Below are 23,488 nucleotides of genomic sequence, written 5' to 3' on the forward strand. Positions count from 1 at the left end.
CTTCAACGATTGATTGACGCTAGAAGGAACGCCGATGACGATGTCGGCGGATAATAATAAGAAAGCCCGGCCTTGCCGGGCTTTTTACGTTTTCGGGTTTCCTTGCAGACCGCCGGAATGGTACAGCACCACTTTCGAGCCGCTTGGGAGTCGGCCGGATTGCAGTTCTTGCAGAAAGCCGTACACCATTTTGTTGGTGTACACCGAATCCAACGGAATGTGAAACTGGCTTTCAAACCAGTGTTGCGCTGCCTCGATGTCGGGGGCGGTTTGACCGTATCCCGGGCCACAATACTCGGTGAGCAAACGCCAATTGGGCGAATGGGCGGCATTATATGAGACACCGCTGAGGCTTTCGATGTCCGGAATCAGGTAGTCGGCTTGTTTCAAACTGGCGACGCCTAAAATATGGCGTTGAGGATTCGGCGTGGCAAATTTCACCAGGCCTGCCAGTGTTCCACCGGTGCCAACGGCGGTGAAAAGGTGTGTCCAATTTGGGCATTGGAATTCAATCGTCTGGCTGAGCGTTTTAAAGCCCTGTACGGCGGCTTGGTTGGTGCCGCCTTCAGGCAGAATATAAGCCTCCGAGTGCTTGGCGGACAGTGTGTCCAGAAAATCCGATTGGGTTTTTAGCCGGTAATCCGAGCGGGACAAAAAGTGCAGCTGCATGCCGTTCTGCTGTGCGGTGAGCAAGGTGTGGCTCCAACGCTCCGGTCGGCCGGCTAATTCATCGCCGCGAATGTAACCGATGGTTTGGAACCCGTAGGCCTGTCCGGCCGCCGCCGTGGCGGCGATGTGATTGGAATAGGCACCGCCGAAGGTCAATAAAGTCGATTTTCCGGCCGCTTTGGCAGCTTCCAGATTATGTTTCAGTTTATGCCATTTATTGCCTTGAATGGTCGGATGGTTGAGGTCGTCGCGTTTCATCCACACTTTGATGCCGTGGTCGGCGAAAAGCGGATGCTCCAAAGCCATCATGGGACTGTCGTTTGTGCGGTAATCGGGCGTTAATGTGTGAGGCATGCGTCTATGATACCGCACTGTGGTTTGCGAAACGGCCGAAGAACGTCGGTCATAAAATCAAAGGTGATAAGGTCATAAAGGGTTTCTTTTTCCTGTCACAGAAGTTTTGGTAAAATACGCCCACAATTTATAGCGATTTTTACATATAAGAAAACATATCAACAGGGACGAAAGAAATGGAACAATTGACCACAAGTTTGGATGTGCTGTTCATTTTGCTGGGGGCGATTCTGGTGCTGTTCATGCACGCCGGGTTTGCTTTTTTGGAAGTGGGAACGGTTCAACATAAGAATCAGGTAAACGCGCTGGTGAAAATCATGACCGATCTGGGCGTGTCGACCGTGGCGTATTTTTTCATCGGTTACGGAGTCGCTTACGGCGTATTCCTTGGTTTCAACCTGGACGGTCAATTGACTCAGGCCATGACCGAAAAATCCGGTTACGAGCTGGTGAAATTCTTCTTTCTGATGACGTTTGCCGCGGCGATTCCGGCCATCGTCTCCGGCGGGATTGCCGAGCGCGCCCGTTTCTATCCGGTCCTGTTGGCGACTTTTTTGACGGTGGCGTTCATTTATCCGTTGTTCGAAGGCATGGCCTGGAACGGTAACTTCGGCTTCCAGGCCTGGTTGGAATCGTCCTATGGTGCGCCTTTCCATGACTTTGCCGGTTCCATTGTCGTTCACGCGGTGGGTGGCTGGATTGCCTTGGCGGCGATTTTGATTCTGGGTGCCCGTCATAATCGCTATAACGCACAAGGTAAAATGCAACACGTTTATCCGCCGTCCAGCATTCCGTTTTTGGCATTGGGTGCCTGGATTCTGTCGGTTGGCTGGTTCGGCTTTAATGTGATGTCGGCACAAGCCGTCGAAGGCATTCAGGGGTTGGTCGCAATGAACTCTCTGATGGCGATGGTCGGCGGTATCCTAGCGGCGACGGTCGTGGGCGATAAAGACCCGGGCTTTATTCACAACGGACCTTTGGCCGGTTTGGTGGCCATCTGTGCCGGTTCCGACGTGGTCAGTCCGTTGGGCGCGTTGGTCATCGGTTTGGTGGCGGGGGCTTTGTTTGTGAAAGCCTTTACTTGGACACAGAAAACTTTGAAAGTGGACGATGTGTTGGGTGTCTGGCCGTTGCACGGTTTGTGCGGCGTTTGGGGCGCGATTGCGGTGGGTATTTTCGGCAGCACTGCCTTGGGCGGCCTGGGCGGTGTGGCCATGATGTCGCAAATTCTAGGCACCTTGGCCGGTGTGGGTGTGGCTTTGATTGGCGGTTTCATCGTGTATTGGCTGGTCAATAAGTTGATGACGTTGCGCATGAGCGATGAAGACCAGTATCAAGGCGCGGATTTGTCGATTCATAAAATCCACGCCAATCCACCACGAGAAGAGTTTTAACGAGGCCATCAGCCGTCTTGAAATGCATTGTCTTGCAGAAAGACGGCGGCTTTTTCAAAAAACTCGGGCGTATCTTCTATAATAACGTTTATAGAAAAAATCTCGGCCTTTCAAGCGGGCGTTTCGGACGAAACGCCCGCTTGTTTATATCAACCTACGGAAAGCCGTTTCATGCGGTGGGACCCATAATATAACTCACATCTATGCGTAAATTATCTGCACCTGAGCTGTACCGTTTTACTCAAATCAATTCCGAAGAATTTCACGTCAGCGAATCCGATACCAAGGAATTCATGCAACGCTTTCATCCGCGTGCATTTCAGTCGCTGAACTTCGGGTTGCATTTGAAGCGCAATCAGAACCATATCTTCATTATGGGCGAACCGGGGGTCGGGCGCATCGGCATGACCAAATCGATGTTGCGCGAAGCGGCCAAGCGAAAGGACATTCCACAGGACGTTGTTTTGGTGTCGGATTTCAGCGAAGCCAATAAAACCCAGTACCTGTATTTCCAGGCCGGACATGGGCACGGTTTCAAGCAGGCGGTGGAAGAGCTGATTACCCAGCTGAAAACCCAGTTGCCGGTGGTGTTTGACGGCCATGCCTATCAGCTAAAAAACCAGCAGTTGGAAAACGAGTTGGCCCAGAAACAGGAAAGTGCCTTGGAGCCGGCGCTGGATTTGGCGGAGTCCTTGAATATCGAAGTGCAGCAGAACGAAAATAATTTCGTTCTATTCGCGGTGGTGGAAGGCGAACGTTTGCGGATGGCGGACTTGAAAAAACTCGACGAACCGTTGCAACGTTATTTCATGGACGGTTTGGATCAGGTGGAAGAGGCCTTGAATAAAGGGTTGACCCATTTCCCATTCCTGCAGCATGAATTCATGGACGCCGGCAAAAAACTGAATACTCAGGTGGCCAATGAACATTTGGAACCTTTGGTCGATTCCTTGAAAATGGAATTCGGTGAAAACCCGAAAATCAAAGACTATCTGGATTCGTTGAAAGAAGCGATTGTTTCTAAGCTGCATTTGTTCTGGGACCAGTCCGCCGAGCAGGTCACCAGCGCGGCGCAGACCTCGATGGAAGAATTGCTGGCGGAGCAGTCCGGCATGTCGGTGTTCGAGGTGAACCTGCTGATCGATCATTCCGGTTTAAAACACGCCCCGGTGATTTACGAGCAGAATGCGACCATGCCGAAACTGTTCGGTTACACCATCAATTCGGCCAGCGCCAATGCGACCGATACCTTGACTCTGGCGATGAACCATCAGGCCGGGTTATTGCAAAAAGCCAATGGCGGCTTTCTGATGTTGAGCGTGCAGTCGGTGTTGAAAGACCCGGAAATCTGGTCGCACCTGAAAGCGGCCTTGATGAGTAAGCGATTGACGTTTGAAATTCCGTCTTCCAGCAGTGTCGTGCCGTACCATTTACCGGATTATCCGTTGGATGTGACCTTAGTGTTGATTGGTCAGGCGCAGCATTTCTATGCGTTGCAGGAAATCGATGCGCAATTCAATCGCCTGTTCAAGGTGCAGGTGGAATTCGAGGTCGAGTTGGAGCGCACACCGGAGCATGAACTGGTGCTGGCGAAACAATTGGCTTCCGAGGTCGAGGCCTGGGAAGATTTGCCGGTGCGTCCGTCTGCGCTGGAACGGTTGATTGAATACGCGTCTCGTTTGGTGGAATCGCAAGGGCGTCTGTACACCAATAAAGCCATTTTGCGCGATGTCCTGGCCGAAGCCAATGCGTTTGCCCGTGCCCATGATAAGGGCGAGGTGACCCGCGAAATTATCGAAGACACCATCCTGCAACGGGATTTCCATACCGGGTTGATGGAAGATTACTACCATCGTGCGATTATCGAAGAGCAAGTGTTGATTAAGGTATCCGGCCATCATGTCGGCATGGTCAACGGTTTGACCGTGTTGACGGTGGGGCGCCAGTCTTTCGGACAGCCGGTGCGCATCACTGCTCAGGCTTCCGCTGGCGATGAAGGTGTGGTGGATATCGAGCGCGAAATCGAAATGGCCGGGCCGATTCATTCCAAAGGGATGTTGATTCTATCCGGGTATGTGCGTGGTCGTTATATGAAGTTGAAGCCGCTCGGATTCAGTGCGTCCATCGTGATGGAGCAGACGTATGACGGTGTGGAGGGCGACAGTGCTTCTTCGGCGGAATTGCTGGCCTTGATTTCGTCTTTGTCACAAGTACCGTTACGCCAGGACATCGCGGTCACCGGCTCGGTCAACCAGTTCGGTGAAATCCAGCCGATTGGCGGGGTGAACGAAAAGGTCGAAGGTTTTTTCAAAGTCTGTAAGGCCCGTGGTCTGACTGGGCAGCAGGGCGTCATCATTCCGGAAGCCAATACCAAGCACTTGATGCTGAACGCCGAAGTCCGCGGAGCGGTGGAAAAGGGCGATTTCCATGTGTATGCCATGAGCCATATTGACGATGCGCTGGGCTTGCTGACCGATATGCCGGTGGGTGAGGAACGTGAAGACGGCACCTTCCCGGAAGGCAGTATCAATGCCCGAGTGATGAAATCATTGGAAAAAATGAACGAGAAGGATTCCGACCACCATCATTGAGGTGTTGGTCGTTGCGGAGCCGAATCGGCTTAGGCGGCTAAGGTCGCCTCAGGATTCTTGCGCCGCTTTGGCGCGGCGTTGCTGCATGCGGCGTTCCCAGGAACGGCGTACATGAATTTTCCAGAATAAGTGCAGTCCGAAATAGCTGGTGACGGCGAGAACGGTGCCGACGGTGATGCTGCCGAGGTAAAGCGGTAGCCAGAGCTCGTCTAAGGTGGTGACAATCCAGTCCCAGCTCATTTCAAAATGCAGAGAGGCTTCGGCTTCGGTGCCGAGTATCCAGGTGCCGACCAGGTAATTAAAATAGAAAATGGGTGGCATGGTGAGTGGGTTACTGATCCAAACCAGTGCGACACTCAAGGGCAGGTTGGCACGAATCAGGATGGCGGTGATCGCAGAGGTCACCATTTGCGACGGAATGGGAATCGACATCCAGAAAAGACCGTTGGCAAACGCCTTGGCGGTGCTGTGGCGGTGAATGTGCCATAGGTTGGGATTTCCGATCCATTTCGCCAGAAACCCGAGTCCCTTCATGTTTTTGATTTTGTCAGGATTGGGCGCGTATTTTTTAAATATCTTCTTCGGCATATGTTTCGTTACTTCGTACTGGGTTTTGTCTGCTGTGTTTATGCCTTTTATCAGCTTGGGACCTTTCCGAGTGGCTGGTCGCTTGTCTGGCTATTTGCGGGATTGGTGTCTGGCTGGGCAATCTTTCGATTCGCTCGGTTGAAACAACCGGTCAATCACGTCCTTATAGCGGTTATCAGCCCTATTATTATAGGCCTTCTTTTTGGCTATATCTGGGTATTTTCACATTCTTTTTTGACAGACAGGTTACCAAACGCGATTTATTTTAAGCCGGTTACCGTCGTTGGAAAAGTGGTGGATCTGCCGCAGGTGACTGTGCTGACCGAAAAGGGGCAAGCTTCCCGTGTGAAGTTTCTGTTTGAACTGCAACGCCTGACGGAGGAAAGCTCTAAATTTGACCAGGCCTGGTCGTTTTGGCAACCGACGGTTCAGTTGAGTTGGTATGACGCCGAGACGGTGCCGAAAAGCGGTGAGGTCTGGCGTTTTCAAATTAAGTTAAAACCACGCCATGCCAGCCTGAATCCGGGGGCTTTCGATTACGAAACCTATCTATTCCAAAAAGGCGTGCAAGGCTATGGCTATGTGCTGGATAAAGGCGTCGCGCCGGTCCGACTGTCCGAGGCTGGTGTTTTCGGGTTGCGTAATGAGCTGGCGGATCATCTGCAGCGGCTGTTCGCCGAGTCCCCGTTTCAAGGGGTGTTTCAGGCGCTGATAGACGGCGATAAAAGCGATATCGGGGCTGAAGATTGGCGCATAATGCAACGTACCGGCACCATCCATTTGATGGCGATTTCCGGTTTGCATATCGCCATTATCGCCGGTTTGGGATTTGCCTTGTTCGGTTGGATCTGGCGTTGGGGAATTCGTTGGACGAATTGGGCATGGTGGTGGCACACGCCGAAAATCGTCTTTGCCAGTTGGGGCGGCATTCTGATGGCCACACTCTATATGGCGATGGCCGGTTTTTCGATTCCGACGCAGCGCGCCTGGTTGATGGTGGTGACAGTGCTGTTGTTCGTGTTGATTCGCCGAAAATTCCAGCCTTGGTCGGCGTTGGCACTCGCGGCGTTTTTGATTGTGCTGTGGCATCCGCCGTCAGTGTTGAGCCAGGGGTTCTGGTTATCCTTCACCGCAGTGGCGATTATTTTTACCGTGTTGCGTTCGCCGACGGTGCAACGGGCGCCAGGCTGGCAAAAGCTGCTGTGGATTCAACTGGGGCTGACCGTCGGGTTGGCGCCGGCATTGGGCGGGTATTATCACCAGATCGCTTTGGGCAGCTTTCTAGCCAATTTGCTGGCGGTGCCGTTTGTGAGTTTGTTGGGACTGCCGCTGTTGTTTTTGACGGTGTTGGTCAGTTTTGTGTCCGACACTGCGACGCATGGGCTGATGTGGTTGAACGACCAGCTTTGGAGCGGCTTGTGGTGGGCGCTGCAATGGATTTCCGACCGGTTGGGATTTTGGGTGATCGGTCAGCTTCAGGCCTGGCAAATTGTGTTGTTATACGCGGTGTTTTTCTGGACGGCCGGCGTACGAACTGTCGACGGTCAGAAACGCAAATGGTTGGGCGGTGTGGCGTTGGTCGGGCTGACGGTGGTTTTTCTGTGGCATCCGTTCAAGCCGGTGTTGGCTCCAGGCGAATTTCGGGTGACGGTGTTGGACGTCGGGCAGGGACAGGCGTTGGTGTTTGAAACCGAAACCGCCACCGTGGTGTACGATACTGGCGCGCGCTGGAGTGACAAAATGGACGGCGCGAAACTGGCGCTGTTACCCTATTTGAAATCGCAAAACCGTTCGACGCTGGAGCTGTTGATTGTCAGCCACTCCGATTCGGACCATGCCGGCGGCGTGGCATCGTTATTGCAGGATATGGCCGTGACAGAGGCGGTGTCCGGCCAGGCGAAGGTATTGAATCAAGGACTGGAGCAAGCGGTGTTTCAACCTTGCCGAAACGGCCAGGCCTGGTCGTTTTCCGGTGTACGGTTTGAAATTTTGTCTCCGGCCGATTCTTTGCCGCAGCCGACGAACGATAACGATGCGTCTTGTGTGCTTCGGGTCACCAATGGTGTGGGAACCGTCTTGGTGCCGGGGGATTTGACCGAGCGTATGGAAAAACCGCTGGTGGCGGCCTATGAGGATGAATTGCAGGCGGATTTACTGGTGGCTGGGCATCACGGCAGCCGTACGTCGACGTCCCAGGCCTGGTTAAACGCGGTGTCACCGCAGGAAGTAGTGTTTTCCAGCGGTTTTGCCAATCGGTTTCATTTTCCAACCGAAACGGTGTTGAAGCGATTAGAGGCGCAGGGGATTCCCTGGCGAAATACTGCCTGTCGCGGCGCGATTCAGTATAAAATAACCCTCGATTCCGAACGGATTCACCCGTCGTCTTTGCACTTTGTGAATAGCGCACGGCAAGCACGTCCGCGTTGGTATGCCAACGAGTGCGAGGCGTTTGCCGAAACGCGTGATAAAGCCGGGCAGTAATCGTAAAACGGTTTGGATAATCGATCAATGAAACCAATAGTCAACGGATAGAAGAGAGAAAGGGTAAGAATGAGCTGGCCGGATTTCTGGATGAAACCCCCGACACGATCTTGGAAAACGGCACTGTTGTGGCCGTTAAGCCAGTTGACGTGTGGCGTGGCCGCTTACCGTTTGTCGCGTTTTGTGCGCAAACCGCCGATTCGCCGCAGCCGGGCGCAAGTGATTGTGGTCGGCAATATCGTGGTCGGGGGCACCGGTAAAACGCCGTTTATCCAATGGCTGGGACGTGAGCTGAAAGCCCACGGGATTCGTTACGGCATCGTTAGCCGGGGGTATGGCGGGCAATCGCGCCATTGGCCGCAGTGGGTCACCGAGCATTCCGATCCGGCGATGGTGGGCGACGAGCCGGTATTGCTGGCGCATTCGTTGCAATGTCCGATTGCGGTGTCGCCAAGCCGTCCTGAAGCCATTGCCTTGTTGGAATCGAAACATGAGTTGGATGTGATTATCAGTGACGATGGCTTGCAGCATTTCGCCATGGCGCGAGACATTGAAATCGTGTTGATGGACGCGCAACGTCTGCTCGGCAATGGGTTGTGTTTGCCTGCGGGGCCGTTACGGGAGCCGAAAAAGCGATTGGGCTTGGTGGATTATGTGGTCTGGAACGGCGGCGATGCGGCCGAGCTTCAGGCCGATACCAGTACGGTGATGGAGCTGGTGCCGCATCGATTCCGGTTGGTGGCGAAGCCGGAAATGACCTTGCCGTTGCAAGCCTTTAAAGGCGATCGAGTGAATGCCGTGGCCGGTATCGGATCGCCGGAGCGTTTTTTCAGTACACTGGCGGACTTGGGTATCCAGGCGGACACGCAGGGCTTTGATGACCATCATGCTTTCCAACCGGATGATTTTGCCGCCTTCGAAAGTTCAAAACCCTTGCTTATGACCGAGAAAGATGCGGTAAAATGTCGGGCATTCGCACAGGCGAACTGGTGGTATCTCGAATTGCGCCCCAAATGCCCGGATGACTTTACGCATCGTCTGTTTCAACGGCTGGGGCATTATGATTTCACGATTTGAAATCTGCCGCCAGCCCAGCTGACCGTTCACGCTTAAAAGAGGCTAAGAGATTTTATGGATCCGAAATTACTCGACATACTGGTTTGCCCGGTGACCAAAACCCACTTGCAGTTTGATAAGGACAAGCAGGAGTTGATTTCGACCGCCGCCAATCTGGCGTACCCGGTTCGCGACGGCATTCCGATTATGCTGGAAGAAGAAGCCCGCGAATTGACGCCGGAAGAAAAAGAACACTACATCAAATTGAAACGTTAATCCAAAGCCGAACGCTTTGCTTTGTTATTGAGAGACTCGCCGCAACCTATGTCGTTTACTGTCATTATTCCCGCCCGTTTTGAATCCTCCCGTTTGCCCGGAAAACCTTTGATGGAAATCAACGGTCGTCCAATGATTGCCTGGACCTGGATGCAGGCCAAGAAATCCGGTGCCGAACGCGTGGTAATCGCCACCGAGTGTGAACAGGTGCAAGCCGTGTGCGAAGGGTTCGGGGCGGAAGTCTGTCTGACGTCCGATCAACATCAGTCTGGCACCGAACGCATTGCCGAAGTGGTGGCGCAGTTGGGGTTGTCGGAAAATGAGATTATCGTCAATGTTCAGGGCGACGAACCGATGTTGCCACCGGCGTTGATTCATCAAGTGGCGGCCGGGCTGGAAAGCCACCCGCATACTTTGATGGCAACGCTCTGTGAGCCGATTGAAGATGTGGAAACCGTGTTTGATCCGCATGCGGTGAAGGTGATTCGTGATTGCCAGAATTTTGCGTTGAATTTCACGCGCGCACCCATGCCGTGGTCGCGTGACACCTTTGGCGCCGAGTCCAAGACCTTGCCCGCCAATTGGGCCTATAAGCGCCATATCGGTTTATACGCGTATCGTGCCGGATTTGTGAAGCGGTATGTGGAATGGCCGGAGTGTGACTTGGAACAGGTGGAAAAATTGGAGCAGCTTCGGGTGCTGTGGCACGGCGAGCGTATTCTGGTATTGGATGCGGAATGCGATGCCGGCGTCGGTGTGGATACCGAAGCGGATTTGGTGCGGGTGCGTGCCAAAATGGCGTCAGCGGTTTTCGAGGCTTAACGCATGGGGAAGTTGCTGAATATCCTGACGGTGCTGGCGTTGATTTATTTCGTTTACTGGATGTTGAAACGTCATTTCCGACGTCGAAAACTGGCGTCGCAGGGCATTGAAATCAAGGACGAAGGCATTCGTCCCATCACTTTGTTCAGTATTGTCATGGTCGTCATGTACGCCGCTTACATGCTGTATTTCTTTGTCGGTCAAATGTCAGCCGATTCCTAACGTCGATTCTTAGTTGTAACCCTTCAGTCCATAGGCGACCCGAGCCTTGTCCAATGTTTGGCACACCTCCGGCAAGGCGTTGATGAAACGCGCCGTCGGGCGCTGTAACCAATCGCTGACCATCGGGTAAATTTGATGTTTCTCAACGGCGGTCAGGCCGGGGACTTTTTGCCAGGCCTGCTGCCAGAGGGTCTGTTTTTCCGGGTAACCGCCCAGCAGAATCACCTGCGGGTCGGCTTTCAAAATACTTTCCAAACTCACTTCGCCCGACAGGCTGGGCAGGTTTCCAAACACATTGCGGCCATGACAAAGCGCGATCCCTTGGCTGATAAACTGATCACGATTGATGGTGATGTAGGGTTTGGCCCAAATTTGGTAAAAAACGCGAATTTCCGGCGTATTTTGATAGCGTGATTTCAGTGTGGTCAGGGTCTGTTCCAAGGCTTGCGCGGCGGGGATTGCCTGCGACTCGGTTCCGGCGCGTTGACCAATGGCGCGGATTTGGCGGGGAATATCCGACAGACGGTGAGTATCGGTTGTCCAGACGTTCAGGCCCAGTTGTTTGAGTTTGTCTAAATCTTTCATGCGATTGCCGGACTGCCAGGCCAGAATCAAGTCCGGTTTGAGGGCGACGATTTTCTCGATGTTCAAGTGGGCGAAGTTTCCGACTGACGGGAGTGTTTTGGCGGCGTCGGGGTAATCGGAATAGTCGATGACGCCGACCAGCTTGTCACCGGCTCCGGCGCTATAGACTTGCTCTGTCAAATGCGGCGCCAAGGAGATGATGCGTTGCGCACCGTCAGCCGCCCAAATAGGCCAGGCCTGACCATAAATCAGAAAGCCGAACAGCAGGGGAATCCAGCTCGTGTGCCGCGAAAGCATCAGTAGTCGACGCCTTTTTGCGCTTTGATGCCGGCGGTATAAGCGTGTTTTTCATCGCGAATCTCGGAAACGGTGTCGGCGATGTCGCGCAGTTCCGCCAGTGCCGACCGGCCGGTGACCACCAGATGTTGGTTTTCCGGGCGGGCCAGAAGCGCATCCAGTACGGTGTCTTGATCGAGGTAGTCGTAACTGAGCAGGTAGGTGAGTTCGTCCAGTACCACCAAGTCGTAACGTGGGTTTGTGAGCATGCCCATCGCGACTTCCCAGCCTTTTCGGGAGGTGCGGATGTCCTGTTCGCGGTTTTGGGTGTCCCAAGTGAACCCGTCGCCTAACACGTGCCATTCGCAGTTGGGATGGGCGCTGAAAAAAGCTTCTTCTCCGGTGTCGGTCCGGCTTTTAATGAACTGGCAAACGCCGACGTTCAAGCCGTGGCCAAGCGCGCGGGCCACCATACCGAAAGCGGAGGTGGATTTGCCTTTGCCGTTACCGGTGATGACGAGCAACACGCCTTTTTCGTCCTGAGCACGGGCAATAGAAGCATCGATTTGGGCTTTTTTACGCTCCATGCGGGTTTTGTGGTATTGGTTCCGCTTGTCGGTTGTGGCTGAGTGGGTCATGCTTTCTGTCCTAAGATACTGTCGATTTTTTCAATGTCCAAATGCTGTTCCAGGGTGTCGGCCAGGCGGTTCAGTTGGGTTTCCCGGTGCTGGTCCAGATGGAAAGTGGCGGCGTCGCTTAACCCTGCCCATTCTAACAGGCTTTTTTGGCCTTCGGGATGGTCGAATAAGCCGTGGCAATAGGTGGCGAGGATTTGGTTGTCTTTGGAAAGGGCACCGTCCCTTAGATCGTATTCCCAGTTGAGGGCCGGTGCGTAACCGCTGAAATCGGTCTCGCCCTGATGGATTTCATAACCGGAAATCGGGGCCTTGGCCCCGAAATTCAAATGACCCGAATGGCGTTTCAACTGTTTGCGCGGTTTCAAGATGGTTTCGTACTGGAAGCAGCCGAAACCGTTCATTTCCGTTTGGGTGGATTCCAGTTGGTCCGGGTCGTAGATTTTATAGCCCAGCATTTGCAACCCGCCGCAGAGGCCGATGACTTTACCGCCATAGCGAAGGTGGCGTTTCAGGGCGTTTTCCCAGCCTTGTTGTTTGAGCCAGGCCAGGTCAAACGCCACGTTTTTGCTGCCGGGCAGAATCATCAGGTCGGCAGGGGGAATGGCTTCATTGTGCTTGATCCATTGAAAGTCGATGTCCGGGTGCCATTGCAGTGGGTCCATATCGGTATGATTGGCGATGTGCGGCAACAGCGGGCAGACGACTTTGAACCTGTGATTGGCCGAATCTTGAAAACCACCAGGCCTGGTGATTTTTGTGTCGGTGACATCGGCCACTGCAATGGCGTCTTCGGCATCGAGTTTTAAGTCGTGCAGATAGGGCAGGACGCCGAGCACCGGTTTTCGGGTGCGTTTTTCGAGCCAGTCGAGCCCGTCTTGTAACAGGGCGATGTCACCGCGGAAGCGGTTGATGACAAAACCTTGAATGCGTTTCCTTTCAGAAGGTGTCAGACACGCCAGCGTTCCGACGATGTGAGCGAACACGCCGCCTTTGTCGATGTCGGCGATGAGAATGACCGGGCAATCAACCTGTTCGGCAAAGCCCATATTGGCGATATCGCCTTGTCGAAGATTGACTTCGGCCGGGCTGCCGGCGCCTTCGACAAACAGGGTGTCGTATTGGTCGGACAACTTTTGAAAGGAAACCCAAACCGCGTTGGCGGCCCGGGGTTTGTAGCGATGATAGTCTTGCGCGTTGAGCTGGCCGATGGCTTGCCCTTGCAGGATGACTTGAGCGCCGGTATCGCTGTTGGGTTTCAGCAATATCGGGTTCATGTGTACCGATAAGGATGCACCGGCCGCTTGGGCTTGCAATGCCTGGGCACGGCCGATTTCGCCGCCGTCTTCCGTGACGGCGCTGTTCAAAGCCATATTCTGCGGCTTGAACGGAGCGATTTGATGGCCGCGCCGGGCATAGAGGCGGCACAACCCGGCGACCAGCGTGCTTTTGCCGGCATCGGAGGTGCAACCTTGAACCATCAAACAGCGCGCGGACATCGGCTAGAAAGTCCCTCGCAAACCGAACGACACTTGTGTGCCGCCATTGCCATAGACATAGGCGGGCGTGGTGCCGTCACTTTCGTAACTGGCCACGGCACTGGTGTAATCGTCGTCGAACAGGTTCAAGACTTTTCCGTACAGGGTGAAATGGTTGTTGAGGGCGTAATCGGCGGTGAGGTCGGTGACGAAGTATTCGCCGATTTGAGCGCCTTGTTTATCCACTTTGTCGTACATGGTGCCGATGTAACGTGTTTCCCATCCCAGATGTAACCCGGCCAAACTGTAGTTGTCGATTTGCAATGACGCTTGTTGTTCCGGACGGTGGCTGAGCCATTGATCGTCGTCGTTTTTGGCGCTTTGGTAGGTATAACCGAGTTTTAAGTCGGTGTGAATGGCCTTGATATCGGTTTGGTAGGAGGCTTCCACGCCGTTGAATTTTGATTTGCCGGACAGGTTCTCGTAGTAATCGTTCGGCCAGGTGCCGCCGTAATTGATGAGGTTTTTGGTTTCGGTTTGGTAATAGGTCACTTCCAAGCCGTAAGCGCCCAGAGTGATGTCGTAGGCTTCGGTTTCTTCCGGTTGCAGGTCGTGAGTGGCACCGTAGGTCACTTGATAGAGTGTGGGGGCGTTATAGGCCGTTCCAACGTTAGCGCTGGCGTAAATGTCCGCGGTAAAGTAGTTTTTAATGCCGACCTTTCCGGTGACTTTGTTGTCGAATTTGCTGAATTCGTCATAACGCAGGGCTTCGGTAATGATCAGACGGTTGCCGTTGAATTGGTTGGTGTTGTTCAGCGCCACGCCGGTGTTGTAATAGCGACTGGTGTCACCCGAGGAGCTGTTGGTGCCTTCGAACTCCTTAGAGGTCAGGCTGGCGGCCAGTCGTTGATTGGCGGCGTATTCGTAATGGCCTTTGGCACCGTATTCGGTGAGCTGGCCGTCATTATATTGATCGATTTCGTTTTCCAGCCAGTAGATCGATGCGTTGAGGTCATTTTGCTCGTATTGATAGCTCAGTTTTTTGATGGTGTTGCTGTAGTCGCTTTCATAAAAGGTTCCGGCCGCATCCGGATTGGTGCTGCTGTCATATTGACTGGAAGAACTGGTGTTTTTCAAAAAGGCTTCCAGACGATGACCGGCCACCGGTTTGAGTCCGATTTTCATGGAAACGTCGGTTTGTTGGAAGGCATCGTCTTCCAAACCGTCGTTGGAATGATGATATGGACGTACGGCCGAGAAGCCGTCGGTGGAAAGATCTGAAAGTGTGAATAGGAAGTCGGCTTTATCGCTGGAAGCCCCCAAGACCGTATTCAAACGTTGGGTGTTGTAAGTGCCGCCTTCCAGGCTGAATTGCGCTACGTTTTGCGCTTGACGGGTGACGATATTGATGACGCCGGCCGAGGCGTTGGCACCCCACACACCGGATTGCGGACCTTTGATGATTTCAATGCGTTCCACATCGCCCAACAGCAAGGAGGAAATAATGGCGCCGCCGGTGCCCATCGGGTTGGTCATTTCAATGCCGTCCACCATAATCAAGGTGGCGTTGTTGCTTTGACCACGCATGAAGATGGAGGTGGTTGTGCCATAACCGCCATTGCTTTTGACGGTGACGCCCGGCACAGTTTTCAGCGCTTGGGCCAGGGTTTTATATTGTTTTTCTTCGATTTCCTGTCGGGTAATGACATCGTAATCGGCGGTGACCGAATGAGCGCTTTGGTCGGTGTTGTTTGCGGACACGATGATTTTATCGAGCGATTGAGTTTCGGCCGCCTGTAGTTGGCCGGCGCATAGCACGGAAGCCAGGCCAATCGAAATTGGACTGAGTTTGCATGTTACTTTAGGGGTCATGGAAAGTTCCTTCGTTTGGATCAGAACCCGAATATTCCACAAATTTACACTGACCTTGCTGGTTCCTTGATTCCACAAGCAATATTTCTTCAGTCGGTCGTAATCATTGATACGACACTTCTTCAGAAATTTCCTTGTGAAGCCAATGTCCTGCGCAATCTCAGCACAAATTCATGAAACATTCGGGTTTGAAATCTCTTTAAGGAGATTTCTAATAACGAAGGCAAAACGGTTTACGGCGGCCGCATCAGACGGGTTGCCGTAAAAACAGATAAAGGGTCGTTGCTAAAGGAGCATTGCGAACGAAGCCTAGAAATACCTGCCGTATTGCCCACCGCAATCGGTTTGGTGACATCTTTGTCGTTTACTGTCAGGCCGGTATCCGGGCTGAAGAGCAATTCGCAGACGCCTTCTCAAAGCAATGCTTCAATGGCATGGGGTCTGGTTTTCTCTATCACCGTTGCGGGGGCAGCACTGGATTGGAAGATCACTTAAACGTGAGCTTCGCACCAGTTTCCCGTTTAACGCGTTGCCATCCATGCGAATGGCCGCGCACCTGAAGGGCAAATATTAAAAGGTTTGATGTGGTTTATCAATTAAATTTAATTCAAGCTAGTATGAGAGAGCTTTACACGAGATAGATACACGAGTAAAAATGGCTAAAATCCGTCTGATTTTTGTTGAAAAACTGGCTAATAGCGGGCTATTAGCCAGTTTTCCGCCTCAATCAGCCAAATTTTCTCTCATTTTTTCTTCGCGTCCTACTCGTGCAAAGCTCTCTATGAATGAAATTCAATATTAGATGAACAGACTTTGTTCTTGTGGGGTTTGCGCAAAATAGGTGGCGGCGCCGGCAAATTCCAAACCGTCGATTAAGTCTTCCGGCTGATAGCCGAGCAGTTCCATGCTCATCTGGCAGACGGTGAATTTAACGCCAAGTTCCTGGCAGAGGGCGCGCATTTCATCGAAAGGCAGTTGGCCGTGTTTCTGCAGGGTGCGGTGAAACATCCAGGTGGCGGCGCTTGTCATGCCAGGCAGCGACCAGACGATGTCCGGTAGAAAGCGCCAGTCAACAGTTTGCAGCCAATTGGGCCCGATGGGGCTTTTCAACGGCATGCCGGGATTGCCGACCGGGGACACTTTGAGGCGGGTGGTGTCTTTCAACAGGCAGTTGATGCCGTAGAAGGTGAAGAAGATTTCCACGTCTTTGCCCATGGCCACCGCGCTGCTGGCAAGAATCATCGGCGGGTAAGACCAATCCAAAGAACCTTTGGATTGAATGATGCTGAAACTCGCCGTGTCAGGCATTGCATTTGTGTCGGTCATGGGAACATCCTTGTGCGTTGTCTTAAAAATGGCCAGGCCTGGCCGTTTTAGGAACTTCTGTTAGGAATCGCTTGGTTTCTGCTCGTCGGACGGGGCCAGCATTTTTTGCGTCAAACCATAAGACAACCACAAGGCGGGCAGAACGATAACGAGCGTGAACAGCGCCGACATCAAGCTTTCCTGCGGCGTGGAGTCTTGAAGGTGGGTGACGATGCCGACGACGAGGGCAATGAGTATCGCATTGCGTAGGGCACGCCTCAAAGGCGGCTGGCGCGACGGTTCGAAACGGCTTTTTGCCGGTACGGTTTCCTGTGGTTTGGCATCGTTTGACATAAGCGCTCCCAATTAGGATTTCAGTAAATTTTGCAAACAGCTTAAATAAGCGTCTTCATCCGGCATGCCCTGGTTTTGTTGGGCTTGCCAAAGCGATTCGCCCAAGCAGTCCATCATGGCGTGTTCGGTGTCGTGAACATCGCCCAGTTGTTCACCGAGTTGCCGGTAAACGGCTTGAATACCGGCCGGGCGATCCAAGGCTACCTGTTCCTGCAGCGCCAAATGCATGCCCATGTGCAGAAATGGGTTGGTTTCGCCCATTTCCGGCAGGTAATCGCTGCCCAGATGTTTCTCGTTGTTGAGCATGGCATGGTATTCCGGGTGCATTTCAATCACTCGGGCCACACGGGTTTCCATGGCGTCCAAGGGGTCGTTTTGGGTAGCCTTACGCCAGGTATCGGCGTAAAACTGGCGCATTTTGTCGCGTTCGGTGGTATAAAACATGGTCGAAAAAAGTTTGATTTCAATGGGGCATAGTGTACCGAAAACGACTTTTGTTCGGAACGGTTTTTGAGTTTTTTAGAAGACTGTACGGAAAGTCGCCAGGCCTGAACGGCGGTGTGGGCGCGGCTTCATACTCTTTGCACATTTATGTAACAATCGAAACCTATACTGATGATTCGAAATAATCGCGTAAAATACAACGTTAACCCAGTTTAACCCTTCTAGAGAGCTTTGAACGGATGAGACGCGAGCTAAAAATGAGATAAAATTTGTCTAATCAAGACGGAAAACGCAGCGAATAGCAAGCTATTCGCAAGTTTTTCAACGAAGAGAAGGCGGATTTTAGCCATTTTTAGCCGTGAAATCATTTCGAGTAAGGCTCTCTTCTAACATCATTCGGAGAGAGAATAGATGAGCATGAAAAATTCGGCGGACGCCTATGGTTTAGTGACTCGAGCCAACCATTGGATCAGTGGACTGTTATTTATTGGCTTGATCGCTTTGGGGATTTACATGGCCGGACTGCCGAAGTCGCCGGGGAAATTCGAACTGTATGACATTCATAAGGCCTTGGGGGTGATTCTGCTTGGGCTGGTGGTGATCCGTTTGGTTTGGTTGAAGGTCTCGCCAAACCCGGCGGTAATTGCCTCGAAACGTTCCGAAGAAGTGTTGGCGCATATCGTTCGCGGTTTTTTGTACCTTGGTTTGATTTTGATGCCGTTGTCCGGTTGGATGATGTCCAATGCCGGCGGACATGAAGTGTCGGTCTTCGGTTGGTTCATCATGCCGCAAATCGTGCCGGAAAACGAAACCATCGGCGGAATCGCCAAAGCGGTGCACGCCATTGCCGGGCAATTCATTTTGCCAGCGGCAATTTTGTTGCACATTGCCGGTGCCTGGAAGCATCACTTTGTGTATAAGGATGCCACCTTGATGCGTATGTTGGGGCGTAAAGCACCGCAAGAATAAGCGTGTTCTAGCATGTTTCCGATGAAGATTTCCTTAAGGTTTAAACTGATTCTGGTGTTGCTGAGCTTCGGGTTTCTGATGCTCGGTGCGATGGTGTGGAGCAACCAGTATTTGTTGCATGACACCATGGTCAAATACGTCGATAAACGTGACCAGTTGCGTTTGGAACGTTTGAAAAACAACATCGAAGTCTATATGGACGAAAAGGGCATCTTCGACACCAAAGACATTGATTTGGGTGTCTGGCAACGTTTGCTGACGGCCTCGCACCGGGTGGATTTGACACATACCTATATTCCGATGGACATTCTGTTGGAGCGTGAATACCCGACTTTGTTGAAAATTCATCCCGATGAATTCGAAAGCCGCGTCAGTTTGATGAGTAAGGATGGCGAGCTGATTGTCGGGCCGCCGCCGACGGAAAACGGAATGGTGGAGTGTATCCGTGTGGATCGCGAGGAAGCGGGGCACCTGGGGTACAATCACCGTAAAGAGTTGACCGATAAGTCGGATATTGAGTTTGCTCAGAATCAGTCCTTTATTTTTACCTGGGGTGCCATTCTGGTCACCCTTTTGGCTCTGTTGTTCCTGTTGCCGTTCGCCAGCCATTTCCTGATACCGATTCGGAAAATCACACGCGGGATGCGCCGTCTGTCGCAAGGGCATTTCTCGACGCGGTTGAAACAGAACCGTTCCGACGAACTGGGGCAACTTCAGCAGGACTTCAATCATTTGGCGGCGACCTTGGAGCAAAGTAAGCAAAGTCGTAATCAGTGGATTGCGGATATTTCCCATGAACTACGCACGCCTTTGACGGTGTTGCAAGGCAGTTTGGAAGCCATCAAAGACGGCATTCGTCCTGCAACGGAACGTAATCTCCAGCAAATCTACGAAGAGGTGATGTTGTTGAACCGCTTGGTGGATGATCTTTATCAGGTGACCTTGAATGATGTCGGTGGTTTGCACTACAAAATGAACCGGGTGTCCTTCAAGGAAATCCTGTCGCGTTCGCTGGAAACAGTGGAAGGTGCCATTCAGGAGAAGGGCTTGAAACTGTCCTTGACCTTGCCGGCGGATAAGTGTGAAATCAACGGGGATGAATCCCGCTTGCAGCAGATGATTACCAATTTGCTGTTGAACAGCATCGCTTATACCGATGCGGTGCAAGCCGATAAAGATCAACAGCCGGGGCAAATCGATGTGGCGCTGATTTGCGACGCCAAACATGTGCAGTTGGACATCACCGATTCGGCTCCGACCGTTGAACCGGACGATTTGACGCATCTGTTTGAACGCCTGTTCCGAACCGAAGGGTCACGCAGCCGTCGGCACGGTGGGGCGGGCCTTGGATTGGCGATTGTTCAGCAAATTGTTCAGGCGCACCAGGGCGAGGTATCGGCCAGTCAATCCGAGCTGGGCGGCATCAAAGTAACGGTACGTTTACCGCTTTAAAAAAGGAAACAACATGACAGCACAAACGGTTCTCGTGGTGGAAGATGAAATCAAAATCGCCAATATCGTGCAGGAATACCTTGAAGACAGCGGTTTTAAGGTAAAGGTGATTGACAATGGTTTGGACGTCGTGGATTGGGTGAAAAAGCATTCAGTGGACTTGGTGTTGTTGGATGTGATGTTGCCGGGCAAGGACGGATTGCAAATCTGTAAAGAAGTGCGCGCCTTCAGCCAAGTGCCCATTATTATGCTGACGGCCAAGGTAGAAGAAATCGATCGGATTCTCGGTTTGGAGCTCGGTGCAGACGATTATGTGTGTAAACCTTTCAGCCCTCGGGAACTGCTGGCGCGGGTTAAGGCCCTGCTTCGGCGCAGTGCGAACCATAATGAACACTTGAACGACGACATCTGGCAAATGGACGAGGAACGTTATCAAGTGCGTTATCAAGGTAAGACCGTGGGGTTGTCATTGGTGGAGTTTGCCATTTTGAAGCTGTTGAGCGAGTCGCCCGGTCGTATTTATTCCCGTACCCAATTGATTGGCAGTATCTATCCGGATAATCGCGTGGTGTCGGATCGAACCGTTGACAGTCACATCAAGAAACTGCGCCATAAGCTGGCCGAAGAGTTGACCGATAAGGAGCTGATTCACTCGGTATACGGCGTGGGCTATAAGTTCGAAATGCTGGCGTGATTTTTGGTCTGAAAAACGTTTAAGTATTGTTGCGAAAATAAGGGCATCTCGATTAACCCCGAATAAAATTCTGCGGGACTTAAAGGCTACTTATTCTAGGCGCGACTCGCCGGCCTTAGTCATTCTATGGCTAAGAGTCGTAACAACGAAGAAGTGGTCTTTAAGCCCCGCCCGAAGGGGCTTGGCCAAGTTCGTCAGTTCTGCGTTGTGAACGTTTGCAAGGTCTAGACATTCCTTCACGTTCACGCCTTGATCTGACAAACTTGGCGTTGCCAGAATTCATTGGGGATTAATCGAGGTGCCCTAAAAGAGTAAATTTTTTTTAAAAAAACGTTGTGTTTTTATTTTCGATGTCTTAATATTTCACCATCTTAATTTGATAAAGCTAAATTCGTCGCGAGGCGAAGACAGAAAGCCACGGATCTCTCGGAGATGGCCGGGTTGCCTTATTCAGACCGTTCAGGTCACAGCTTTTAGCAAGCTGCTTAAGTCTTCCTTTTTCATATTCCTGTTTTCCGTTTATTTCTGACGCTTCATTCTGTTAAGCGAATCGATCCGGTTCAATTCGTTTTTGGTTTAACCATTTTTCGTTGCGAATTGAAATGTTCGAATTTCCCTTCGGAAGATCGCTCGCTTGGAATGTGTATCAAATTTTTACCTTGTTCAGAGTGCAACTGAATTTCCCCTTTCCCATTTCTGACGTGGGAATACCACACTGGGGGAAATTATTTTGAGGGCTTTTTTAAGCCCTCTTTTTTTGCCCGTCAAAAATGCTTTCCGTCACCTTTACCGCGCATTTGAATATCGAATACCTTTAGGAATCAAAACGCTAATCGGGTATAATCCGTCGCACATTCGACCCGTTGAATAACCAAAACTACCAGGCCTGGTGTTTTTAGTGTTTGGACCTAATTAGCCATCGGGTATCGAAATAGAACTTAAACAACCCGACAGCAATAAGCGATAAGAAGCCAAGAAGAAGTTATGTCCCTGCAGCTTGAAACCAACAAACGACGCACTTTTGCGATCATCTCCCACCCGGATGCGGGTAAAACCACAGTCACGGAAAAACTGTTGCTTTACGGGGGCGCCATTCAGATGGCCGGTGCCGTTAAAAGCCGGAAAACCGACCGCGCCGCAACCTCCGACTGGATGAAAATGGAGCAAGAAAGAGGGATTTCCGTTGCGTCCTCGGTGATGCAGTTCCCGTATCGCGATGTCATGATCAACCTGTTGGATACGCCGGGGCACGAAGACTTCTCGGAAGATACCTATCGTACCCTGACCGCCGTGGATTCCGCCCTGATGGTGATTGACGTGGCGAAGGGGGTCGAGGACCGCACCATCAAATTGATGGAAGTGTGTCGTTTGCGGGATACGCCGATTTTGACTTTTATCAACAAATTGGACCGCGAAGGTAAGGAGCCGATTGAGTTACTTGATGAAGTCGAAGACGTACTGAAAATCGAGTGCGCGCCGATGACCTGGCCAATTGGTATGGGCAAGCGTTTTAAAGGGATTTACCATTTGTATAACGATACGGTACGTTTGTTCGAATCCGCCGACGGTTTGAATGCGTCCGAGGGTGAGTTGATCGCCGGGCTGGATAACCCGGAGTTGGATGCCAAGCTGGGCGGTCAGGCGGAAGAATTGCGCGAGGAAATCGAATTGGTGCGAGGTGCGAGCCATGAGTTCGATTTGCAGCGTTTCCTGAAAGGGGAATTGACCCCGGTTTTCTTTGGTTCCGCGGTGAATAACTTCGGGCTTCAAGAATTATTGGATGGGTTTGCCGATTATGCGCCGGCACCGGTTGGGCGCGGCACTGACGAGCGTTATGTGGAATCCGACGAGCCACAATTGACCGGTTTCGTTTTTAAAATTCAGGCCAATATGGACCCGAAACACCGTGACCGTGTGGCGTTTATGCGCATTGTGTCCGGGCGCTACGAAAAAGGCATGACGCTAAAGCATGTCCGTATCGGCAAGGATGTCAAAATCGCCAAAGCGATTACCTTCCTGGCCAATAAGCGTGATCAGGCCGAGGTGGCTTATCCGGGCGATATCATCGGTTTGCACAACCACGGCACCATTAAAATCGGCGATACCTTCTCTCAGGGTGAAGCGCTGAAGTTCACCGGGATTCCGAACTTTGCGCCGGAATTGTTCCGCCGTGCCCAGTTGAAAGATCCGATGAAAATGAAAGCCCTGCAAAAAGGCTTGACGCAGCTTTCTGAAGAAGGGGCGACCCAGTTGTTCCGACCGATTGCCAATAACGACCTGATTCTCGGGGCGGTCGGGGTGCTTCAGTTCGAAGTGGTGGCGCAACGATTGAAAGACGAGTACAACGTATCCTGTTTGTTTGAGCCGGTGAATGTGAGCACGGCACGTTGGGTGCTGGGCGATAAAGCGGAAATCGATAAGTTCCTCGACAAAGTCAAAGAGAACGTCGCTTACGATGCGGCCGACCAGTTGGTGTACATCGCGCCGACACGTGTCAACCTGTCCTTGATGGAAGAGCGTTGGCCTAACCTGCAATTTGTCGCCACGCGCGAACACTGATTCATTCTATTTCGATAACTCGGCCCGCTATAAGCGGGCTTTTGCGATTCTTTCCAAATGTTCCCCCCGATATTTATTGAATCGGGTGCTTCAAATTTTGTATCCATAAAACGCTGTGGTTTCAAAGAAATGACCAGGCCTAGTTATGTTTATTTGAATTCCAATTCGTAACCAATTGATTCGTTAGAAAAAATTTTGACTCTTTGCAAAAATGTGGTATGGTTTGTGTAGTTAATTTTACGAAATTGTGTCAAAAAGCACGGAATTAACGGATAAAAAGATGGCCAAACCTGTTGTGAAGCAGGGACGGAAAGCCACGGATCTCGTCTCTGAGGACAAGACCGCCGGGTTGCAAAGAAAGTTTAGATAAGCAACGACAAGCTCATACTTTCGGCCCGAAAAACACGTTTAT

At 51.9% G+C, this 23,488-nt stretch carries 20 protein-coding genes and 3 riboswitches; of the genes, 11 read left to right on the forward strand and 9 right to left on the reverse strand.

Annotated features, from left to right (window positions below; all coding sequences use genetic code 11):
• Positions 1-84: 84 nt before the first annotated feature.
• Positions 85-1,023, reverse strand: a complete 939-nt coding sequence (locus EPV75_RS05395) for a 1-aminocyclopropane-1-carboxylate deaminase/D-cysteine desulfhydrase (RefSeq protein WP_128384718.1) — start codon at positions 1,021-1,023, stop codon at positions 85-87.
• Between the two features lie 176 nt (positions 1,024-1,199).
• Between EPV75_RS05395 and EPV75_RS05400 the strand changes: the two genes are divergently transcribed.
• Positions 1,200-2,417 carry an ammonium transporter gene (locus EPV75_RS05400; protein WP_029937808.1) on the forward strand — a complete coding sequence of 406 codons (1,218 nt, stop codon included), beginning with the start codon at positions 1,200-1,202 and terminating at the stop codon, positions 2,415-2,417.
• Between the two features lie 203 nt (positions 2,418-2,620).
• A complete protein-coding gene (locus EPV75_RS05405) occupies positions 2,621-5,008 on the forward strand; it encodes a Lon protease family protein (RefSeq protein WP_128384719.1) in 2,388 nt (795 codons plus the stop codon).
• 48 nt (positions 5,009-5,056) lie between these two features.
• Here EPV75_RS05405 and EPV75_RS05410 read toward each other — a convergent pair whose 3' ends face one another.
• Positions 5,057-5,596, reverse strand: a complete 540-nt coding sequence (locus EPV75_RS05410) for a DUF2062 domain-containing protein (RefSeq protein WP_029937810.1) — start codon at positions 5,594-5,596, stop codon at positions 5,057-5,059.
• On the opposite strand from EPV75_RS05410, the gene EPV75_RS05415 reads away from it, so the two are divergent.
• The 5 genes from EPV75_RS05415 (at position 5,597) to EPV75_RS05435 (ending at position 10,453) form a co-directional block, all read left to right on the forward strand.
• On the forward strand, positions 5,597-8,077 hold the full coding sequence (locus EPV75_RS05415; RefSeq protein WP_128384720.1) for a DNA internalization-related competence protein ComEC/Rec2: 2,481 nt from the start codon (positions 5,597-5,599) through the stop codon (positions 8,075-8,077). It begins immediately after the preceding gene.
• A 90-nt stretch (positions 8,078-8,167) separates the two neighbouring features.
• A complete protein-coding gene (gene lpxK / locus EPV75_RS05420; RefSeq protein WP_225972411.1) occupies positions 8,168-9,154 on the forward strand; it encodes a tetraacyldisaccharide 4'-kinase in 987 nt (328 codons plus the stop codon).
• 54 nt (positions 9,155-9,208) lie between these two features.
• Positions 9,209-9,409 (forward strand): Trm112 family protein, encoded by a 201-nt coding sequence (locus EPV75_RS05425; protein WP_029937813.1) that lies wholly within the window; start codon positions 9,209-9,211, stop codon positions 9,407-9,409.
• 48 nt (positions 9,410-9,457) lie between these two features.
• A complete protein-coding gene (gene kdsB, locus EPV75_RS05430) occupies positions 9,458-10,231 on the forward strand; it encodes a 3-deoxy-manno-octulosonate cytidylyltransferase (protein WP_128384722.1) in 774 nt (257 codons plus the stop codon).
• Positions 10,232-10,234: 3 nt separating this feature from the next.
• Positions 10,235-10,453, forward strand: a complete 219-nt coding sequence (locus EPV75_RS05435) for a hypothetical protein (RefSeq protein WP_128384723.1) — start codon at positions 10,235-10,237, stop codon at positions 10,451-10,453.
• Positions 10,454-10,462: 9 nt separating this feature from the next.
• Here the strand turns inward: EPV75_RS05435 and EPV75_RS05440 are convergent, their stop codons facing one another.
• The 7 genes from EPV75_RS05440 to EPV75_RS05470 form a co-directional block, all read right to left on the reverse strand.
• Positions 10,463-11,335 carry a cobalamin-binding protein gene (locus EPV75_RS05440; RefSeq protein ID WP_128384724.1) on the reverse strand — a complete coding sequence of 291 codons (873 nt, stop codon included), beginning with the start codon at positions 11,333-11,335 and terminating at the stop codon, positions 10,463-10,465.
• The gene (cobO, locus tag EPV75_RS05445; RefSeq protein ID WP_128384725.1) at positions 11,335-11,952 is read right to left on the reverse strand and encodes a cob(I)yrinic acid a,c-diamide adenosyltransferase; all 618 of its coding nucleotides are present in this window, start codon (positions 11,950-11,952) and stop codon (positions 11,335-11,337) included. The genes EPV75_RS05440 and cobO overlap by 1 nt, the downstream gene beginning before the upstream one ends.
• Positions 11,949-13,448, reverse strand: a complete 1,500-nt coding sequence (locus EPV75_RS05450; protein ID WP_225972412.1) for a cobyric acid synthase — start codon at positions 13,446-13,448, stop codon at positions 11,949-11,951. The genes cobO and EPV75_RS05450 overlap by 4 nt, the downstream gene beginning before the upstream one ends.
• A gap of 3 nt (positions 13,449-13,451) precedes the next feature.
• Complete coding sequence (locus EPV75_RS05455; protein ID WP_128384726.1) at positions 13,452-15,299, reverse strand: TonB-dependent receptor plug domain-containing protein; 1,848 nt, start codon at positions 15,297-15,299, stop codon at positions 13,452-13,454.
• Positions 15,300-15,655: 356 nt separating this feature from the next.
• Positions 15,656-15,874, reverse strand: a riboswitch (cobalamin riboswitch).
• Positions 15,875-16,097: 223 nt separating this feature from the next.
• Positions 16,098-16,625, reverse strand: a complete 528-nt coding sequence (locus EPV75_RS05460; RefSeq protein ID WP_225972413.1) for a DsrE/DsrF/DrsH-like family protein — start codon at positions 16,623-16,625, stop codon at positions 16,098-16,100.
• Between the two features lie 60 nt (positions 16,626-16,685).
• Positions 16,686-16,958, reverse strand: a complete 273-nt coding sequence (locus EPV75_RS05465; RefSeq protein WP_225972414.1) for a hypothetical protein — start codon at positions 16,956-16,958, stop codon at positions 16,686-16,688.
• A gap of 12 nt (positions 16,959-16,970) precedes the next feature.
• Positions 16,971-17,402 (reverse strand): DUF1841 family protein, encoded by a 432-nt coding sequence (locus tag EPV75_RS05470; protein WP_128384727.1) that lies wholly within the window; start codon positions 17,400-17,402, stop codon positions 16,971-16,973.
• A 411-nt stretch (positions 17,403-17,813) separates the two neighbouring features.
• Here EPV75_RS05470 and EPV75_RS05475 point away from each other — a divergent pair, with 411 nt between their 5' ends.
• From EPV75_RS05475 to EPV75_RS05490, 4 genes are all read left to right on the forward strand, one after another.
• Positions 17,814-18,371, forward strand: coding sequence for a cytochrome b (locus EPV75_RS05475; RefSeq protein WP_128384728.1), 558 nt, complete (start codon positions 17,814-17,816; stop codon positions 18,369-18,371).
• Positions 18,372-18,383: 12 nt separating this feature from the next.
• Positions 18,384-19,823, forward strand: a complete 1,440-nt coding sequence (locus tag EPV75_RS05480) for an ATP-binding protein (RefSeq protein ID WP_225972415.1) — start codon at positions 18,384-18,386, stop codon at positions 19,821-19,823.
• Positions 19,824-19,836: 13 nt separating this feature from the next.
• Entirely contained in the window at positions 19,837-20,517 is a 681-nt protein-coding gene (locus tag EPV75_RS05485; protein ID WP_029937826.1) for a response regulator, read from the forward strand.
• A gap of 374 nt (positions 20,518-20,891) precedes the next feature.
• Positions 20,892-20,966, forward strand: a riboswitch (cyclic di-GMP riboswitch).
• 535 nt (positions 20,967-21,501) lie between these two features.
• The gene (locus EPV75_RS05490) at positions 21,502-23,076 is read left to right on the forward strand and encodes a peptide chain release factor 3 (RefSeq protein ID WP_128384729.1); all 1,575 of its coding nucleotides are present in this window, start codon (positions 21,502-21,504) and stop codon (positions 23,074-23,076) included.
• 273 nt (positions 23,077-23,349) lie between these two features.
• Positions 23,350-23,433: riboswitch (cyclic di-GMP riboswitch) on the forward strand.
• Positions 23,434-23,488 lie beyond the last annotated feature (55 nt).

The organism is Hydrogenovibrio thermophilus, assembly GCF_004028275.1.
Lineage (GTDB): Bacteria > Pseudomonadota > Gammaproteobacteria > Thiomicrospirales > Thiomicrospiraceae > Hydrogenovibrio > Hydrogenovibrio thermophilus.

Excerpts from the sequence above, each read along its gene's own strand:
- EPV75_RS05470 (WP_128384727.1), bottom strand. The coding sequence starts at position 17,402 with ATGTTTTATACCACCGAACGCGACAAAATGCGCCAGTTTTACGCCGAT.
- cobO (WP_128384725.1), bottom strand. The coding sequence starts at position 11,952 with ATGACCCACTCAGCCACAACCGACAAGCGGAACCAATACCACAAAACC.
- EPV75_RS05405 (WP_128384719.1), top strand. The coding sequence starts at position 2,621 with ATGCGTAAATTATCTGCACCTGAGCTGTACCGTTTTACTCAAATCAAT.
- EPV75_RS05485 (WP_029937826.1), top strand. The coding sequence starts at position 19,837 with ATGACAGCACAAACGGTTCTCGTGGTGGAAGATGAAATCAAAATCGCC.
- EPV75_RS05435 (WP_128384723.1), top strand. The coding sequence starts at position 10,235 with ATGGGGAAGTTGCTGAATATCCTGACGGTGCTGGCGTTGATTTATTTC.
- EPV75_RS05455 (WP_128384726.1), bottom strand. The coding sequence starts at position 15,299 with ATGACCCCTAAAGTAACATGCAAACTCAGTCCAATTTCGATTGGCCTG.
- kdsB (WP_128384722.1), top strand. The coding sequence starts at position 9,458 with ATGTCGTTTACTGTCATTATTCCCGCCCGTTTTGAATCCTCCCGTTTG.
- EPV75_RS05465 (WP_225972414.1), bottom strand. The coding sequence starts at position 16,958 with ATGTCAAACGATGCCAAACCACAGGAAACCGTACCGGCAAAAAGCCGT.
- EPV75_RS05440 (WP_128384724.1), bottom strand. The coding sequence starts at position 11,335 with ATGCTTTCGCGGCACACGAGCTGGATTCCCCTGCTGTTCGGCTTTCTG.
- EPV75_RS05475 (WP_128384728.1), top strand. The coding sequence starts at position 17,814 with ATGAGCATGAAAAATTCGGCGGACGCCTATGGTTTAGTGACTCGAGCC.
- EPV75_RS05415 (WP_128384720.1), top strand. The coding sequence starts at position 5,597 with ATGTTTCGTTACTTCGTACTGGGTTTTGTCTGCTGTGTTTATGCCTTT.
- EPV75_RS05410 (WP_029937810.1), bottom strand. The coding sequence starts at position 5,596 with ATGCCGAAGAAGATATTTAAAAAATACGCGCCCAATCCTGACAAAATC.
- lpxK (WP_225972411.1), top strand. The coding sequence starts at position 8,168 with ATGAAACCCCCGACACGATCTTGGAAAACGGCACTGTTGTGGCCGTTA.
- EPV75_RS05490 (WP_128384729.1), top strand. The coding sequence starts at position 21,502 with ATGTCCCTGCAGCTTGAAACCAACAAACGACGCACTTTTGCGATCATC.
- EPV75_RS05400 (WP_029937808.1), top strand. The coding sequence starts at position 1,200 with ATGGAACAATTGACCACAAGTTTGGATGTGCTGTTCATTTTGCTGGGG.
- EPV75_RS05460 (WP_225972413.1), bottom strand. The coding sequence starts at position 16,625 with ATGACCGACACAAATGCAATGCCTGACACGGCGAGTTTCAGCATCATT.
- EPV75_RS05450 (WP_225972412.1), bottom strand. The coding sequence starts at position 13,448 with ATGTCCGCGCGCTGTTTGATGGTTCAAGGTTGCACCTCCGATGCCGGC.
- EPV75_RS05425 (WP_029937813.1), top strand. The coding sequence starts at position 9,209 with ATGGATCCGAAATTACTCGACATACTGGTTTGCCCGGTGACCAAAACC.
- EPV75_RS05395 (WP_128384718.1), bottom strand. The coding sequence starts at position 1,023 with ATGCCTCACACATTAACGCCCGATTACCGCACAAACGACAGTCCCATG.
- EPV75_RS05480 (WP_225972415.1), top strand. The coding sequence starts at position 18,384 with ATGTTTCCGATGAAGATTTCCTTAAGGTTTAAACTGATTCTGGTGTTG.